16 protein-coding genes and 1 riboswitch are annotated in these 16,960 nt (G+C 49.2%); of the genes, 7 read left to right on the top strand and 9 right to left on the bottom strand.

Annotated elements, in window-relative coordinates:
* Positions 1-76: 76 nt before the first annotated feature.
* Positions 77-424 (bottom strand): 4Fe-4S dicluster domain-containing protein, encoded by a 348-nt coding sequence (locus ACTRXD_RS20430; protein ID WP_442433620.1) that lies wholly within the window; start codon positions 422-424, stop codon positions 77-79.
* Positions 425-947: 523 nt separating this feature from the next.
* Here ACTRXD_RS20430 and ACTRXD_RS20435 point away from each other — a divergent pair.
* Both ACTRXD_RS20435 and ACTRXD_RS20440 read left to right on the top strand, forming a co-directional pair.
* On the top strand, positions 948-1,871 hold the full coding sequence (locus ACTRXD_RS20435) for a DMT family transporter (RefSeq protein ID WP_442433621.1): 924 nt from the start codon (positions 948-950) through the stop codon (positions 1,869-1,871).
* Between the two features lie 37 nt (positions 1,872-1,908).
* Positions 1,909-2,301: a nuclear transport factor 2 family protein gene (locus tag ACTRXD_RS20440; protein ID WP_442433622.1), complete on the top strand. Its 393-nt coding sequence runs from the start codon at positions 1,909-1,911 to the stop codon at positions 2,299-2,301.
* Between the two features lie 153 nt (positions 2,302-2,454).
* Here ACTRXD_RS20440 and ACTRXD_RS20445 read toward each other — a convergent pair whose 3' ends face one another.
* Positions 2,455-2,676 carry a hypothetical protein gene (locus ACTRXD_RS20445; RefSeq protein ID WP_312643844.1) on the bottom strand — a complete coding sequence of 74 codons (222 nt, stop codon included), beginning with the start codon at positions 2,674-2,676 and terminating at the stop codon, positions 2,455-2,457.
* 237 nt (positions 2,677-2,913) lie between these two features.
* Here ACTRXD_RS20445 and ACTRXD_RS20450 point away from each other — a divergent pair, with 237 nt between their 5' ends.
* Positions 2,914-3,390 carry a hypothetical protein gene (locus ACTRXD_RS20450; RefSeq protein ID WP_442433623.1) on the top strand — a complete coding sequence of 159 codons (477 nt, stop codon included), beginning with the start codon at positions 2,914-2,916 and terminating at the stop codon, positions 3,388-3,390.
* Positions 3,391-3,435: 45 nt separating this feature from the next.
* On the opposite strand, the gene ygfZ is transcribed toward ACTRXD_RS20450, so the two are convergent.
* The 5 genes from ygfZ to thiC form a co-directional block, all read right to left on the bottom strand.
* Positions 3,436-4,530 carry a CAF17-like 4Fe-4S cluster assembly/insertion protein YgfZ gene (gene ygfZ / locus ACTRXD_RS20455; RefSeq protein ID WP_442433624.1) on the bottom strand — a complete coding sequence of 365 codons (1,095 nt, stop codon included), beginning with the start codon at positions 4,528-4,530 and terminating at the stop codon, positions 3,436-3,438.
* Positions 4,527-4,910, bottom strand: a complete 384-nt coding sequence (locus ACTRXD_RS20460) for a response regulator (protein ID WP_442433625.1) — start codon at positions 4,908-4,910, stop codon at positions 4,527-4,529. Before ACTRXD_RS20460 ends, ygfZ begins: the two co-directional genes overlap by 4 nt.
* Before the next feature lie 22 nt (positions 4,911-4,932).
* Positions 4,933-5,448 carry a tetratricopeptide repeat protein gene (locus tag ACTRXD_RS20465; RefSeq protein ID WP_442433626.1) on the bottom strand — a complete coding sequence of 172 codons (516 nt, stop codon included), beginning with the start codon at positions 5,446-5,448 and terminating at the stop codon, positions 4,933-4,935.
* Between the two features lie 51 nt (positions 5,449-5,499).
* Positions 5,500-6,300 carry a sulfide-dependent adenosine diphosphate thiazole synthase gene (locus ACTRXD_RS20470; RefSeq protein ID WP_442433627.1) on the bottom strand — a complete coding sequence of 267 codons (801 nt, stop codon included), beginning with the start codon at positions 6,298-6,300 and terminating at the stop codon, positions 5,500-5,502.
* A gap of 117 nt (positions 6,301-6,417) precedes the next feature.
* On the bottom strand, positions 6,418-8,352 hold the full coding sequence (gene thiC, locus ACTRXD_RS20475; RefSeq protein ID WP_442433628.1) for a phosphomethylpyrimidine synthase ThiC: 1,935 nt from the start codon (positions 8,350-8,352) through the stop codon (positions 6,418-6,420).
* A gap of 101 nt (positions 8,353-8,453) precedes the next feature.
* Positions 8,454-8,556: riboswitch (TPP riboswitch) on the bottom strand.
* 336 nt (positions 8,557-8,892) lie between these two features.
* On the opposite strand from thiC, the gene nadA reads away from it, so the two are divergent.
* The 4 genes from nadA to ACTRXD_RS20495 all read left to right on the top strand — a co-directional run bounded on the left by nadA (position 8,893) and on the right by ACTRXD_RS20495 (position 14,149).
* Positions 8,893-9,996, top strand: a complete 1,104-nt coding sequence (nadA, locus tag ACTRXD_RS20480) for a quinolinate synthase NadA (RefSeq protein ID WP_442433629.1) — start codon at positions 8,893-8,895, stop codon at positions 9,994-9,996.
* A 174-nt stretch (positions 9,997-10,170) separates the two neighbouring features.
* Complete coding sequence (ileS, locus tag ACTRXD_RS20485) at positions 10,171-13,038, top strand: isoleucine--tRNA ligase (RefSeq protein ID WP_442433630.1); 2,868 nt, start codon at positions 10,171-10,173, stop codon at positions 13,036-13,038.
* The gene (gene lspA / locus ACTRXD_RS20490) at positions 13,035-13,556 is read left to right on the top strand and encodes a signal peptidase II (protein ID WP_442433631.1); all 522 of its coding nucleotides are present in this window, start codon (positions 13,035-13,037) and stop codon (positions 13,554-13,556) included. Before ileS ends, lspA begins: the two co-directional genes overlap by 4 nt.
* A 134-nt stretch (positions 13,557-13,690) precedes the next feature.
* On the top strand, positions 13,691-14,149 hold the full coding sequence (locus ACTRXD_RS20495) for a DUF2141 domain-containing protein (protein WP_442433632.1): 459 nt from the start codon (positions 13,691-13,693) through the stop codon (positions 14,147-14,149).
* A gap of 405 nt (positions 14,150-14,554) precedes the next feature.
* On the opposite strand, the gene ACTRXD_RS20500 is transcribed toward ACTRXD_RS20495, so the two are convergent.
* Both ACTRXD_RS20500 and ACTRXD_RS20505 read right to left on the bottom strand, forming a co-directional pair.
* The gene (locus tag ACTRXD_RS20500; RefSeq protein ID WP_442433633.1) at positions 14,555-15,820 is read right to left on the bottom strand and encodes a glycosyltransferase; all 1,266 of its coding nucleotides are present in this window, start codon (positions 15,818-15,820) and stop codon (positions 14,555-14,557) included.
* Positions 15,821-15,843: 23 nt separating this feature from the next.
* Positions 15,844-16,872: a glycosyltransferase family 2 protein gene (locus ACTRXD_RS20505; protein WP_442433634.1), complete on the bottom strand. Its 1,029-nt coding sequence runs from the start codon at positions 16,870-16,872 to the stop codon at positions 15,844-15,846.
* Positions 16,873-16,960: the final 88 nt, after the last annotated feature.

Genomic DNA, 16,960 nt, shown 5'->3' on the forward strand with positions numbered 1-16,960 from the left:
TGGAGTCCAAAAGAAAAAGCCCCTTCCTTGGAAAATCGGAAGGGGCTTTTTTACAGAGCCATGTTTTTCGGGTTGGTTAATTTCGAACGCCGGCCCAAACTTTCGCTGGATCGATTTCTTTGTCAGGATTCAGCTGTTTGGCCTTATCCAGTAGTGTATCCGTTGTCTCGGGGATTTCTGGATCAGGTATGCAGCAATCATCGACAGGACAAACAGCCGCACATTGAGGCTCATCAAAATGCCCGACGCACTCTGTGCAGCGCTCATAGGTGATCACGTACACCGTGTCCCCGTCACCCTGACCTTCACCGACCTTATTGCCCTTTTCCTCCGCGGCACTACGTGTCTCAAAAATTGCCTCGTTGGGACATTCCGGGAGACAGGCACCACAATTAATGCACTCTTCTGTGATTAGCAACGACATAATTCCTCCTTAGGGGACAGATAAACCGTCATGTCAATTGTAGGAAGCCAACGCCTACGATTTTTATTGAAATTTGCCTTGGCATGAGGGACGGTACAGTATCAACTCTTTGGCGATTTTAACGGTGTAAATTTCTTTGCGTCAACCGGACAGAAGACCTATCAGATAAGCCATTCGGACCGGCGGGTAAATGAGGGATATTCAAAACTTTTTTAAGAAATTGTTGGACCCCGTATCCATACAAATCAAGAATATATTTATGCATTTTCTGGAAAGCTGTCATGTAGTCTGATCTTGACGAACCTAGGCACTATTGTTATAGCAGCGATGCCTCATCATAGCTGAGGGAGAGGGCACATCGCATTTTCGGAGGTATCTTTGAGTAAAGTAGAGCGAAATATTTTGTATGTGCGGATGTACTCTTGGTGGGCTCATTTCAGCGTACGTTCAAGATAGGGGTTATCTTGCCTGACAGTCCGATTGGGATTCCAGCCCATTCCGTATTTTTCTCACTTGCCTCCCCATGAAAAACGCTAGCTCGGGATCCTCAGCGTTTTCCGCCTACGCTGCCCTCACAACGGCTGCAGTGGTCTGGGGAGGGTCGGTAGTTGCACAAAAAGTCGCTTTAGGTCCTTTCTCGCCTGTAGAGACGTCTGTTTTTAGAGGATTGGGAGCCTTACTCATTCTTATTCCGCTTTGGCTCTGGAAGGAAGGGGTCGTTTCTTTTTCACGAAAAGATTGGCGAAACTTTTTTTTCCTAGGATTTGGGGTCCTTGGCAATCATCTATTCGTTCTCTTTGGCCTGCAATTTATTGGGGCAGGGGCTGCTGGCATCATTATAGGTTCAAGCCCGGCCATTACCGCATTCTTGTCCTCGCTCATCCTTAAGGATATTCCCCTGCGTGTGATTTGGCTCGGCTGTCTTGTCTCGTTTTTAGGAGTCTTGAGTATTTCCGGGCGCGAGGCGGTGGATGGATTGGGTTCCAATCCTTTACTTGGAGGGAGTCTGGTGGTCTGTGCATTAGTCAGTTGGGCCTTATATACGATTGGCTGTCGAAAAACCATGGAACGGTTTTCTCCGCTGACTGTGACGTGGACGACTCTTCTACTCTCTTTGATCTTTGAAATCCCTTTGTTGAGCATAAATCACAAAGTCCTGGTTACAGGGGTAGAGTCGGTTCCGGTATCTGGCTGGCTGGCTCTTTTTTACGTTATGGTATTTGCCACAGCATTGGGTCAACAGGCCTGGTTGCTTGGCGTCAAAGGAATCGGTCCTTCCAGAGCAGGAATTTTTGGGAATCTTATTCCGGTTTCTGCGCTGTGTTTTTCGGTGATGTTTTTGGGTGAACCGGTTGGCATGAGAGAAATAAGTGGGATAGGATTGATTTTGATTGGGGTCTGGTTGGTTGATCGACAATCCTGTGCCGTGTTAGTGAAGGTCACCTGATTAGGAAATTGGCAAAAATGAAGAAAGAGAGCGCACAATGCTGAAGGAACGGATTGAGGAAGTGACACAGATGAATGAGTTGTTTTACCGTGGGTTTGAACGGCTGGATGTTGCGCTGATGGATTCTATTTGGGCTCATCAAGAGTATGTAACCTGTATTCATCCAGGGTGGAGTATCCGGGTCGGGTGGCCGGCGGTTAGGGATTCCTGGGTGGTCATTTTCAATAATACCTTTTCAATGAAATTTGAACTGACGGAAGTACAGGTTCAAGTTGCCGCCGATGTGGCCTGGGTCATTTGTACGGAAAATATCACCAGTCGGGTGGGAGAGAACGAACAGAATAGCCAGGTGGTATCGACCAATTTATTCGAGCGGATCGGAGACGAGTGGAAGATCATCCATCACCACGGATCACCGCTCATGGAATAAGGTTTAATCGTTCATTGGGTACTGGTACTTGGCGACGCGGGTTATTCCTTTATTGCTTAGGTAGAAGGAGCGATTTCCTCACTTTTGGAATCGAAAAGGAGGCATGAGATCGGGGTCATGACTCAACGCGTGTGAAGGGCAAAAAAGGAATGATCAAGAGGCAGAGGTACTGAATGTCGTTTTAGCCCATTCTTCAACAATCACGTCTCGTTCTTCCATGTTCAGGGCGCAATATTTTTTAAACATACCCAGTCCGCCTTTTTTTCGGCGCCATACGACGAATTGTAAAAAGTGTTCCTTGCATAACGATTGAGTTCCGGCAGGGGCGTAGAGGGGTTCTGTGCATCCCCCAATTAGACACGTATCGGCATCCATAAGCTGGTTCTCCTTAAAGGTTCATCCGGCAACATTTTCCATTCGAAGTATGCCCAACTGCGAGCTGAGAAGGCAATCAATTCACGCCATGATAAAAAATAATTATACGTGGATGCCATTAATAGAGGGTTTGATTCTCTTGCTTTCTCTGTCAAATGGCGGGTATCGTAGGCACCCTGTTTAGGCAAACCAATTCGCCATAATTTAATAGTGTCGTGGAAGAAAGGAGCGTATTCTGTGTTGACTGCTACAGATGTATTTGAACAAACGAGAGAAATGGCTTTGCGCGCTACGAGCCAGGAAGAGCGGGCTCTTCAAATCGATTATCCGGCTCTGAGCACGAAGATTGAACAGGCATTGACAGGTCGGAAGGTTACTCTTTTGTATGTCAATGAATTTTTGCCGGAAGGCTATGAGGATCAAGGGCGTTTTAACGTCATGGTTATGACGTCTGGCCAGGTTCTTTTCGATATGGTTATCGGGGACTCCTATTTTCGGTATGACGTTTTTTCTTGCTGTGATTTGGATAAAATTCAATTGATTGATGGGACTTGGGATAATAAGGAAAAGCGCACGGAAGAATCATTTCTTAGTCTACGATTGATGCATGGCGATGAGGCGCATATTCTTCTTGCGCTTAACGACGCACAACGTCCAGCGGTATTGTCTTTTGCGGAAAAAATCTCTCATGGCCGACACCCGGAAAAAGCCTGATCACTTTTAGAGTGCGGAAGAATTCTTTCGGAATCTCGCGGCTGATCAAGAGGCTGTAAACGGCAAGGCGCAGACAGAGGCTGGGAAACGCTGGTCCCTGATCTCGATTTCCAGTTTTGTCTGGGGTTGAGTAAAATCTCGTAATGGAAATCCAAGGGCAATCGGTTTTTTAACAAGAGGGGAGTGGGTGGAACTGGACACCCACCCCACTTCCCGAGTTCCACTGAAAAGTTTTGCCCCTGGTTCAGGAAGTTGTGGGATTTCCGTTTCAAGAACTAAGCCGACCATTCGCCGCTTCACCGACCCGTACGTATCCATTCGGGCGACGACTTCCTGCCCGGGATAACATCCCTTCGATAAACTAAAGGCAATTCCCTCAAGGTTGGCTTCTGGTGGAACGATTTTTTCATTTAAGTCTGGCCCAAGGCGAGCCAATCCACCTTCAATCCTGGATGTCTCAAGTGCCTCCTTTCCGACCGGGAGAAGGCCTAGTTCTTTTCCCGTATTCAAAAGATGAGACCAGAGCGAAGGAAGGGCTTCGACCGGTATAAACAATTCGTAGTCTTGTCCCCCCGTTTCTTCCGTGCGAGCAAGAAATCCTTGTGTATCATCGAATGCGAAGGTGATGGTGTCTAAGACCTGGAGCGATCCCACCTCCAAATTCAAGGTATCCTTAAGAACCTCCGGACTCTTCGGCCCCGTCACAAGGAGAAGTCCCCAGCTTTCCAGGCCATTGTGAAGTTTGGCATTTGTCCCATAGAGCAGAAATTTTCGAAGTGCTTGATAGGTGAGGTCTCCCACCTCTCCAACATCTTCAATGATCAGGGTTTCGGATTGCCGAAACACCCGAAAATATGAGAGCATCTTCCCTTTATGGTTCATAAAGGCAGAATACCGGCCCTGCCCGGGTTTGAGAGGAAGAATATCATTGCTGATGAGATTTTGAAGCCAGGTGACCCGGTCATCTCCCGTGACCATGATTTTCCCGCGTAAGGAGAGGTCGGCGAGGCCAGCTCGCTGATGAATGGACTCATACTCTAAAAGAGCATTGCCGTAATGCAATGGGACTTCCCACTCGCCACAAGGTTGAAATGTGGCTCCCAGGGTTTCATGCTGCTTATGAAGAGATAGTGTTTTCATGATGTTGTTGCCGCCGTGATTTCCTCAAACAGCGCGAGTGTCCGCGCAGAAAACTCATTGCGCGAAACAATTTTTTGAATCCCAAGGTCTTTGGCCAGCTTCCAGGTTTGGACCTCTTCATGATTGGCAAAGGCCAGGATGGGCAATGAGTGTGTTTGGGGAAGGGTTCGTAGAGATTTCACAATTTCTGTGGCATTAAGACGGTCATCATTCATGTTAATAATGATGCCCATGGGTTGGCTGGCAAGAGCTTTCGTTTGCCAGTCATCTCCGGAACGGAGGCGTTCCAGTTTGTAGCCTTGTGGTAAAAAGGCATCGCGTATTTTGGTGTAGAAAAAGATATCACTCACGGCCACAAGAATCGTTTTGGTGTCTGGCATTTGGTAAGGCCTTTACATTGTGCTAATTCATAAGAGTTAGAATGCGCATGAGCGCTTGTTTGGCTGTTTTGTATTCGGGATTAAGAGCCAGAGACTTTTTGTAGGAATCGACGGCTTGGTCCCATGCCCCTTGTCGTTCGTACACCCGGCCGAGATTCATATGAGGAAAGGAGGGATTTTCATATCGTTTAGCTTTCATCGCTTTTTCAAGCCAGGGAATGGCCTCTTCCAGCTGGTTGAGCTCAATAAGGTAGGCCCCGATATCGTTATAAGGATTTCCGAATTCAGGGTCCTGGCGAATAGCCATTTGGCATTCCTCAATGGCTTCCTGCATTTGACCCATGAAACTATAGGCCCATCCTAGGAATGTGTGGGCTTCAGCGGTCGGAAAGAGGTCGATGGATTGTTTGTAGAGATCCACCGCTTCTTCCAGTTGTCCCTTCATTTGGAGCTCATAGGCCTGCTGGAAAAGATTCCAGGCTGCCACCTTATCCTCTTCGTTGCCCTCACCCTGGTCCAAAAAATCTTGAATATCCATAGGAAATTGTGTCGCGCACTGTCCTTTTGTGTTTCTCAGGAAAAGAGGCGGTTACCCGCCTTTGAGTTTGTGTTGAACTAATTCAGCTGCACGTCGGCCGGAAAGCAACATCGACCCAAATGCCGGTCCCATGCGTGGACTGCCATCAACTGCAGCAACGGCCAAGCCGGCAACAAAGCAATTTGGATAGATCTCACGGGTATTTTCTACCACTAATGCTTCAGAACGCGCTACCCACATGGCCCCGTTTCCGGGAACTTTCTGATATAAATTACGTTGGTGGAGGAGATTAACTACGACGGCGTCATGACCGGTCGCATCAACCACAATTTGACTTTCAAGGGCAATGGGATCGACGTGAATGGTATCATGTCCCGCCATTTCCACGGTGGAATTATTGACAACGACACCTTCGATACGATGATCTTGCCGAAGAATGAGATCGACGACTTTGGTGAGATTCATAATCTTTACACCGGCTTCGTAGGCGGCGGAAATGAGCCGGCTGGTCACATGGGGAGGGTCAACCATGGTCATGCCAGGGCAGTCTTTAATCGGTTTAAAGGGTATGCCCAATTCTTCAAGAATCCGATCCGCCGGTTCGCAAATCGTGGCCTTATTCATGAGAAATCCACCAGACCAAAAGCCGCCACCAAGAGCCAGTGATTGTTCGATGAGCAGAGTCCGGAAGCCGATCGCGGCGAGATCGCGGGCACAGAGGAGTCCGGACGGACCCCCACCGACAATAATGATATCGCTTTCAATCAGTGAATCGAATTCTTTGTAATACTCCCGGGCAATGTGACGGGTGATGTCCCGTTCTCGTAACGGAGCGATGTTAATAGGATTCATATGGAGCTCCAGGTAATATTTCGTTTTTATTCAACATAAAGGCCAATGACGTTTTGGGCTTTGTCTCTGTACAGATTCCTCTGGTTCCCTTCAGGTTCCGTCATTGACCTTCCCGCTTTATCGATATAAGTCTCCACCGGTTTTTCGGAACTCTTCTGATTTTTCCTGCATGCCTTGTTTCAGGGCGGCATCATCTGCCAATTGTTTTTCAGCAGCATACTCTCGCACGTCCTGGGTAATTTTCATAGAACAGAAATGCGGGCCACACATGGAGCAAAAATGGGCCAGTTTAGCCCCCTGAGCGGGGAGTGTGGCATCATGGAAATCCTTCGCCGTTTCAGGGTCAAGCGATAAATTGAATTGATCCTGCCATCGAAATTCAAACCGTGCCTGGGAGAGGGCATTGTCCCGGTGTTGAGCCCCCGGGTGGCCTTTAGCCAAATCTGCGGCATGTGCCGCAATTTTGTACGCCATCACTCCGGCTTTCACATCCTCTTTGTCAGGAAGCCCTAGATGTTCCTTGGGGGTGACGTAACACAGCATCGCGCATCCGTACCAGCCGATCATGGCTGCGCCGATTGCGGATGTGATGTGGTCGTAGCCTGGCGCAATATCAGTGGTTAGCGGGCCCAGGGTATAGAATGGGGCTTCGTCACAGGCAGCCAATTGCTTGTCCATGTTTTCTTTGATGAGTTGCATGGGGACGTGCCCAGGGCCCTCAATCATGACTTGGACGTCATGTTTCCAGGCGATTTTCGTGAGTTCTCCCAGCGTTTCCAGTTCGGCAAATTGAGCCGCATCGTTGGCGTCCGCCAGTGAACCCGGTCGCAATCCGTCTCCTAAGCTAAATGACACATCATAACTTTTCATGATCTCGCAAATTTCTTCAAAATGCGTATAGGTGAAGTTTTCCTGATGGTGAGCCAGGCACCACTTAGCATGGATGGATCCGCCGCGTGAGACGATGCCGGTCATGCGAGAGGCCGTCAATGGGACATAGGCCAGGCGAACACCGGCATGAATGGTGAAATAATCCACGCCTTGCTCCGCCTGTTCTACGAGAGTATCTCGAAAGATTTCCCAGGTCAGTTCCTCAGGTTTCCCTCCCACTTTTTCTAAGGCCTGGTATATGGGTACGGTCCCTATGGGCACGGGAGAATTTCGTATGATCCATTCACGGGTTTCGTGGATGTTTTTCCCTGTGGAGAGGTCCATGACGGTGTCTCCTCCCCATCGGATGGACCAAATCAATTTTTCAACCTCTTCTTCAATAGAGGACGTAACGGCAGAATTTCCAATATTGGCGTTGATTTTTACTAAAAAATTGCGCCCGATAATCATAGGCTCAATTTCTGGATGATTGATATTGGCAGGAATAATGGCCCGTCCTCGAGCTACTTCATCACGGACAAACTCCGGTGTGATGTAGGAGGGAGTGGACGCGCCCCAATTTTGTCCAGGATGTTGAGCGACCCCGAAGACCTGTCCTGTCCCGTGTTGGGAGGATAGGCGCTCCTCACGTGCTTGGTTCTCCCGGATAGCAATAAATTCCATTTCCGGTGTGACGATTCCCTTCCGGGCATAATGCAATTGCGTGACGTTCCGGCCTGATTTCGCCCGAAGGGGCGGGCGTTGCAAATGGAACCGGATGGCCTGTAAAGCGGGATCGTTTGCACGAATTCGTCCATACCGTGAGCTGACCTCTTTCAAGGGTTCGACGTCCTGACGTTCGGCGATCCAATCTTTTCTGACGGGATGAAGGCCCTTGCGCACATCAATCTGAATCCCGGGATCCGTGTAGGGTCCTGAGGTATCATAGACAATGACAGTCGGGTTCTGAACTTCGGTGTCATCGTGCATGCTCCGACTGCTTGTTTGATGAATTTCTCGCATAGGGACCCGTACATCCGGTCTCGAGCCGGATCGATATATTTTTTGTGAGCCGGGAAACGGTTGAATCGATAGGGAAGAAAGAGGAATGCGGGGCTCCTCCGAAATGACGTGTAATGATGGTGTCGAAGGATTAGATGTGGTGGTTTGGGCTGGTGTCATGCAAACCCTCTCTTTCTGGGATTAGGGAATTGGTCCAGGAAGCTTATTCCAAAAAACAAAAAGCCGCCCCTTTTTTAGCTAAAGAGTGCGGCTTGTGCGGGCTTTCGTGGCTCCTGCTTCCCTACGCTGGTATTATCCAGGTCAGGTCGTGAGGGTCGTCCCCCTTATTGGGACTCTCAGCGTGTCGCACCCCTAGCGAAAGTTATCGTACCGCTGGGTCTTTTCCCTTGTCAAACCCTCACTCCATGCGAGATGGTGGATAAACTGCTGAAAATGTTCATGGAAAAAAAGCGCCATCACTTTGCTGTCAGTATCACCGAGGGGTTTGTCGGTAATGTTTTTGTGTGCAGAAATTTAAGTCGATCATCCGTCAAGTACGCGAAGGGGATTTTGCTCTCAGGCATTCAGGCTTTTTCATGAGGGAATGATTTGCTACAATGAAAGACTGGTTCTCCATGCAAACGAGACATCATCGCGATGATTAATGCGAAGCCGAGGACTGATTTGAAAGAATTTACTCATTAACCTAAGGAATGTGGCGTGACCTTATCGACCATCATAGAGCGGCCTATTGCGGACTATCAATCTCTCCAGGAGACGGAATTGTTCGAACGAATTGTGGAGGCTAAGCGGAGACTTGGCACGGACGTGCTTCTGCTCGGGCACAATTACCAGCGGGACGATGTGATTGTGCATGCCGATTTCCGAGGCGATTCTCTTCTTCTCGCCAAGTATGCGGCCGAGCACCCTGAGCATCCTTACGTGGTGTTTTGTGGGGTGCATTTTATGGCTGAAACAGCCGACATTTTGAGTCGTTCCAATCAAACCGTCATTCTGCCTGACATGGCTGCAGGCTGTTCTATGGCGGATATGGCATCCATGGAACAGGTGGATGATTGCTGGGATCGGCTCGGACGGTTTTTACCGGTGGAAGACACCGTGACCCCAATCGTGTATGTGAATTCGGCTGCTGCGCTCAAAGCCTTTTGCGGGGAGCATGGCGGTGTGACTTGTACCTCCTCCAATGCCAAAGCGATTATGAATTGGGCCTGGGAACGGAGAGAAAAGATTCTCTTTTTCCCTGATGAGCATTTAGGGCGGAACACCGCGAATGCCATGGGCTTTCCCCGCGAAGAGATGGTTGTGTGGGATCCCTTCCAACCCAATGGCGGACATACCCGGGAAACAATACAGAAGGCTCGTCTGATTCTCTGGAAGGGACACTGTAGTGTCCACCAGATGTTTCAACCGGCACACGTGGCTTATTTCCGGAAGCAGTATCCTGCCGTTCAGGTTATTGTGCACCCTGAATGTCATGAGGATGTGGTCAACCAGGCAGACCTGGTGGGATCGACGGAATTTATTATTCGGACGGTGACCCAGGCCGATCCGGGAACAATTTGGGCAGTGGGAACTGAGCTGAATTTGGTGAATCGGTTGAAACATGATCAACCCGATAAGCAAATCTATTTCCTCTCCCCAATGGTATGTCGGTGTTCGACCATGTACAGAATTGATGGACCTCATTTATGTTGGGCCATGGAAAATCTCGTACAGGGCCATGTGGTCAATCACATTCAAGTTCCCGACGAGGAGAAAGTGTTTGCCAAGCTGGCTTTGGACCGCATGATGGATTTGAGCTGATTACCTTCCTTTTGTGATTTCCTCTTCCCTTATTTGTGGCGCTTTCAACTCAATAATACGGTCCTCGCTTATTGCTGTGTTGGGGCGAGATGCCTGAAGGGCATTGTTTGACGGGTTTACGGGGCATGGCTAGAATGGCCCTGAGTTTGTCCCATTATTCTTAAGAATTTGCCCATGGACTACAAATCGACATTAAACCTTCCCCGGACTGAGTTTCCGATGAAGGCCAACCTGCCACAAAAGGAACCGGAGCGATTAGGGTGGTGGGAGCAGGAGCGGGTGTACGACCGTATTCAGAAGGCCAGAAATGGCAGCCCCCGTTATATCCTTCATGATGGCCCTCCCTATGCCAATGGACATATTCATATCGGGCATGGGCTGAATAAAATCCTCAAAGACATCATTATTAAATCGAAAACCATGGCGGGTTTCCAGGTTCCCTATATTCCTGGGTGGGATTGTCACGGGTTACCGATTGAACATCAGGTGACCAAGCAACTTGGACCCAAGAAAAAAGACCTGAGTGCGGTGGAACTCCGGAAACTCTGCCGAGAATACGCCCAAAAATTTGTTGAAATTCAACGAGACGAATTTCGCCGGTTGGGAGTATTCGGGGATTGGGACCATCCGTATCTGACCATGGATCATGCCTATGAGGCAGCGATTGTCCGGGAGTTCGGAAAGTTTGTTGAAAAGGGTCGAGTCTATAAGGGGTTGAAGCCGGTGTTGTGGTGTACCGTGGATCAAACGGCGCTGGCTGAAGCCGAAGTGGAATATGTGGATTATGAGGATCTTCTCTCCCCTTCGGTGTATGTGAAATTTCCCTTTACGGTCTCGCCGGCTGAAATGGGTTCCGACCAACGATTGGGGCTGCCAACCGTCAAAACGTTGAAAGCCGTTTCGGCTGTTATCTGGACAACGACCCCTTGGACCCTTCCCGCGAATCAAGCCATTTGCCTGCATCCGGATTTTGACTATGCTGTTCTTCAAGCTGGGGAAGAGGCTTTTATCGTGGCCCTTGGATTGGAAGACGCATTTACCAAGGCCTGTAAAATTGAAAAATTTGAGGTATTAGGAAAAAAGAAAGGAAAAGATTTCGAAGGGTGGACATGTCATCCTCCATTTGCCAAGAAAGAGGTCCCCATCCTCAATGGAGATTTTGTCACATTGGAGCAAGGGACCGGGTGTGTCCACATTGCTCCTGGACATGGGATGGATGACTATCTTTTAGTGCTGAAATATAACAAACCCCCTTATGTCGACATGCTTCCAGATCGGAAGCCCTTAGAAATCTTGGTGCCGGTCAATGATGCAGGACGGTTTACGGAGGAATTCCCTGAGTTTGCAGGGCAACATGTTTTGGAAGCGAATCCCGGGATTGTAGAAGTCTTAAAAACCAAGGGATTGTTGGTTGGCGAAAAAAAACTCCAGCATTCTTATCCGCATTGTTGGCGCTGTAAGCAACCGGTCATCTTTCGGGCTACCCGCCAATGGTTCGTATCCATGGAGGTGGCCGATCTTCGTCAGAAAGCCCTAAAAGAAATTGATAAAGTTCAATGGATTCCTGAACGGGGGCGGGATCGTATTTATGGCATGATTGTGAACCGTCCGGATTGGTGCTTATCTCGGCAACGCATGTGGGGGACCCCCATTCCCGCGTTTTCGTGCGAAAGTTGTTCGACCCCGCTTGCCGATCATCATGTGATTGAGCATATCAGTTGTCAAATGCAGGAGAGTGGAGCCGACATTTGGTTTAGTCGATCCGCCGAGGAATTACTTCCGCAGGGAACGACATGTGTGCAATGCGGTCATGGGTCGTTTAAAAAAGAACATGATATTTTAGATGTCTGGTTTGAATCGGGCGTGAGTCATGCGGCCGTGTTGAGGCCTCGGGGCGAAGGCTGGTATCCCGCGGACTTATATCTTGAAGGTTCCGATCAACATCGGGGGTGGTTCCACAGTTCGCTCTTGACGTCCGTGACAACGGATGAACAAGCGCCCTATCGGGCCGTGCTCACGCATGGGTTTGTGTTGGATGGGGAAGGCAAGAAAATGTCGAAATCGGCAGGCAATGTCGTGACCCCACAAGAAATCATCAAAGAATCTGGTGCGGAAATTTTGCGACTATGGGTGGCCTCGCAGGATTATCAGGAAGATCTGCGTATCTCAAAAGAGATTTTAAAACAATTGACGGATGCGTATCGTAAGGTGCGCAATACCTGCCGGTTTCTCTTGAGTAACCTATATGATTTTGAGCCGGGCGTTCATTCGGTGCCCCATGCCGATTTGCCGGAACTGGATCAATGGGCACTCTGGCGGCTCGGGCAATTGATCGACAACGTGAAAAAGGGATATGCCCAATTTCAATTTCGACAGGTTGTGCATGAGATTGATTATTTTTGTTCCACGGATATGAGTGCGACCTATTTGGATATCTTGAAAGACCGGTTATATACCTTTCCGGCGAGCTCGCCACTTCGGCGTGGGTCTCAAACGGTCCTGTATGAAATCGTGTCAGCCTTAGCCAAGCTCATGGCGCCTATCCTGAGTTTTACGGCTGAAGAAATCTGGCAGGTTCTTCCGGAATCCACGAAAGAAGGATCTAAGCCGGTTAGTGTGCATCTGGCCGATTTTCCGGAATCCCCCACCGTCTTTCAAGATCCCCAGCTCCACACGACGTGGACCTACTTGTTCCAAGTTCGGGGTAAGGTGCAATTCGCCTTAGAGAAGTCGAGACGGGACAAGGTGATTGGTTCTTCCCTGGATGCCACCGTGATCTTGCATGCAACTGAACCCAATTGTAGTTTGCTCAAACGGTATCTCAGCGATTTGCCGTCACTGTTTATTGTCTCGTGCGTGAAGGTGGAAAAAATTGCGACCCTGCCTGGAGCCGAATTGGTGGAGGCGAGTCTCGGTTTGGCGATGGAGGTCGTCAAAGCCGAAGGCACCAAATGTGATCGTTGTTGGAATATTCGCCAGGATGTGGGCTCCCAGGCCCAACATCCAACCCTCTGCGGGCGATGCGTGGAGGCGTTGGGATGAGCGGGGGCATTCATCGGTTTGTGTTGTTAGGCCTCGTCGTCGCGTCTATCGTAAGCCTTGACCAGATCACCAAGTATTATATTGCCAGTTCGATGTATCTTCATGAATCCATCCCCATTATTCCGGGATATTTTTCTTTAACCTACATTAGGAATCCTGGTGCCGCATTTGGGATCATGGGCACAACCAGCAGTGGGTTTAGGCTCATTTTCTTTTTCCTGACTTCCCTATTTGCCATGGGATTATTAATCACCATCTTCTTACGGCTGGAACCCCACGATTGGTGGGGGCAAATGACTATTGCGTCTATTTTTGGGGGTGCAATTGGAAATTTTATCGATCGCCTGCAATATGGAGAAGTCATCGATTTTTTAGATTTCTATATCAATGGCTACCATTGGCCCGCTTTCAATGTGGCCGATTCGGCGATTAGCGTGGGGGTGTGCTCTCTGCTCCTGCTGTTTGCCTTTGAAAAACGGAAACCCAACTTGACCCCTCAAGAAAATCCTCCTCTCTAATCTTCCGGATTATCTTCAGTTGCGAACCACGTGTGTATCCGCTTATTTTGCTCTCATCATATGATGTTCATGTGTGAGTATAGAGGATGAAGTTGTTTTCGAGCACACCCTATTCGCGACCAAATGGGGTTGGCTTGTCTATTTTTTGTGCAGTGTTGTTGCTCAATGGTTCGGCAAGTTTCGGTGAAGGGTTGCAGCTACCAGTTAATACCTGCCCCTCCGAAGGGAAGCCTATTCACATTCATGTGCATGGAATCAAAAATGCTGCAGGATCCCTTAAGGCAGTCCTGTATGGACCTGATCCAAAGAGTTTTTTAGTCAAGGGAGCCAGGGCGGATAAAGAACGGGAACCTGCCAAAAAAGGTTCTATGACCCTGTGTTTGGCCGCACCGATGGAAGGAAAATATGCCGTGGTTGTCTATCATGATGAAAACGACAATCATAAATTTGACCGTAATTTGATTGGCTTACCTACCGAGGGGTTTGGCGTGTCTAGAAATCCTTCTTTATTTTTAGCCGCTCCGAATTTTGAGGAATCCTCCTTCGAGGTGAATGGGGAAGTGACCCATGTAGATGTTGACATGAAATATTAGTGCCATATCATCACCGATGCCTGGGCATGTAAACGCGTACAGCCACATGGATTGCTGTAGAGATAGACAGGTGAACTGGAGTGTGATCACAGGATCTTCGACGTCATTTGCTTATCTGCCAGTTGGCTATTTTGCATATTTGCTGGAAGCTTCAAGGGGATAAAATTCCTGGCCATGATAATGCTCTATCACCGCATAGAAGCGTCGTGAGATAGGTTTCCGGCACCCATATTGATTTGCTGTGAGGAGGGGGGCTCGCTATGACGATAAGCCTTACTCCTCCTCATCCCCCGTATATCAAGTGGGGGATCCAAGACCGTCACGACGATTGTCCCTATCGAATACCGTTCCGCACATGGTCCTATTGATATCTTGCCACTCGTAACGGGGCCATTTGAAGGGATTTTAGATCGCTGACATAAGCTGGAGGTACTTTTCCGCGATCCTGCCCACCTCGAACTCCGTAGCGCGGGCACACAGCTGCTCCTGGCCAAGTGGGCGGTCAAGTACCTCAAGAATAGCTTCGGCCAGCGCTTTGTCATCACCGACCGGTACCAATGGTCCAAAGGCCCCCTTTTGGAGAATCTCAGTAGGCCCGCTCGGGCAGTCTGTGCTGACAATCGGACATCCACATGCTAACGCTTCGATCAGGACGTTCGGACAACCTTCCCATGCTGACGAGAGCACAAATACCGAAGCTTTGGCCATAAAAGCGAAGGGATTGTCGACAAATCCGGGCATGGAAATATCTTGGGTGAGGGCCAAGGTTTCAGCCAGCTTTTCAAGCTCATCACGCATCCTTCCCTCCCCGAGGATCACCAGCCGGGCTGGACGCACAGAACGCACTCGTCCAAAGGCCTTTATGAGACACGCGAAGTCCTTTTGTGGCACATGTCTCCCGACACCTAGGATGACCGGCAGAGTATCTGCCGGAAACCACGGATGGTCAACCGGGATGCGGGCTTTTTCCTGTACCTGGGTGAGGGCCACCGGATTGTAAATCGTCGTAATGCGATCACGATGGATTCCCGTTAACGAGGACACATCTTCCGCGACGCCATCCGCCACGGTCGCGATTTCATCTGCCCATGGATACACGCGTTGTAAGAGAGGAGCAAGGAAACGCCAACGCCACTTTTTGGATGTCTTGATGATGGGAGATAAGCTGGTTTGTTCGTTGATCACCACGCGAGTGCTGCCACCTGCAAGGCGCGCGGCTAACAAGGCGATGAGATTCGCAGGGGTTTTCGCCGTGAGCATCGTATCTGGTTTCTCACGCCGTAAATATTCAACCAGATCAGGAAGATATCCGATAGTTTTGGGAGGATGAGACGAGAGCAGGATTGGGAGGAGCATTGACCATAAAGCTCCAACATCAGCTGACACGGCATGGAAGCATCCCCGCCATTTTGTGCCCCCCTTGAGCCCGATGACCTTAACCTTCGGGGAAATCCTGTCCAGGTAGGGCCCTGAGACCTGACATAAGATCAGGTCCACTCTGTGGTTGCGATCGGCAAAGGCCTCTGAGAGATAGACCATAGCCCTTGCAACGCCGCCCCCGGCAAGAGATGGTAGAAATATCGCAAGATGCTTACGGTCTGGTGGTTCACCTTCTATCTTTATCGATGGACTCGGGAGTGGGGCGAAATCCGAGGAATTCGGCGTCATCATATGATTGAAAGTTTTTTTGAGACCTAATTGAATAGATGCTGGGCTGATCGGGTGAGGACGTGTTCTCGTATGGTATTGACGAGGCTTTTGCGCAAGGGGGAGTGAACATAATATTTCAGAGCTTTCCACCCCATGCCGTTCCAGGCCGCCCAACAGGTCCGTATCCACTTTTCGCTGACCGCTTGTGCAATTGCACGCTGCGAATACCGGTGTGTTTGCCGATTGGCTTCTTGAAGTTTCCGTAACCAATTTTCCGCCCATTGAAGGTAATCATCGTCCGGCGTGAATTGGGCTTTTCGCATGCGGGACAACGTCAAATGCGGACCGAGATCCTCCTCGGTGAAGGGTACCCCCAAGACGTTGAGTTGATGGCGGATGATGGCCCGCTTTTTTTCATCACCCAGCTCTACTGTTTGACTGGTAATTTGATCGGCGTGTATACGGCCGAAGACCAGGCACTCAGGGAGGTTGGCGAGTTTATACTTTTGGGCCAGTCTCACGTGGAGGTCGTAATCCTGACAGCGTGGGTAGTCATTTCGATACCCATATTCCTGCAAAATTTTAGTCCGGGCCATTATCGATCGGTTACTCAGGGAACATCGAAACAAAAGTTGAATGTCGACGTCCTCAGGTAAAATGGGCTGACGCTTGATCCGTTTTAATGGCCGGCCTTGTTCGTCCATCATGCGGCACCAGCTTCCTACTTGGGCATAATCATGATGGGCATCCAGAAAGCTGACCTGTTTCTCCAGACGCGTTGGAAACGCCCGATCGTCGCTATCTAACATGGCGATAAATTCACCACGAGCCTGTTCAATGCCTTTATTGCGGGTCTTGGGAATCCCGAGATTGTGTTCATTCCTGATGATGCGCACACGAGGATCTTGATATGAACGCATGATTTCAATGGTGCGGTCTTTCGAACCATCGTCTATGAGGAGTATTTCGAAATTTGAAAACGTTTGTGCCAAAATGCTTTCAATGGCGTCTCCAATATATTTTTCGCGATTATAAGCCGGGATAAATACGGTAACTTTTGGATTGTCAATCATCGTTGTCTGACCGGAATGTTTCAGTTATACCGGAGGAGTTCTTAATTCATGCGCTATTGGAGCTAAAATCGGATAAGATGTTGACTCT

The sequence above is a fragment of the Nitrospira sp. T9 genome (assembly GCF_052156535.1).
Classification (GTDB): Bacteria; Nitrospirota; Nitrospiria; order Nitrospirales; family UBA8639; genus Nitrospira_E.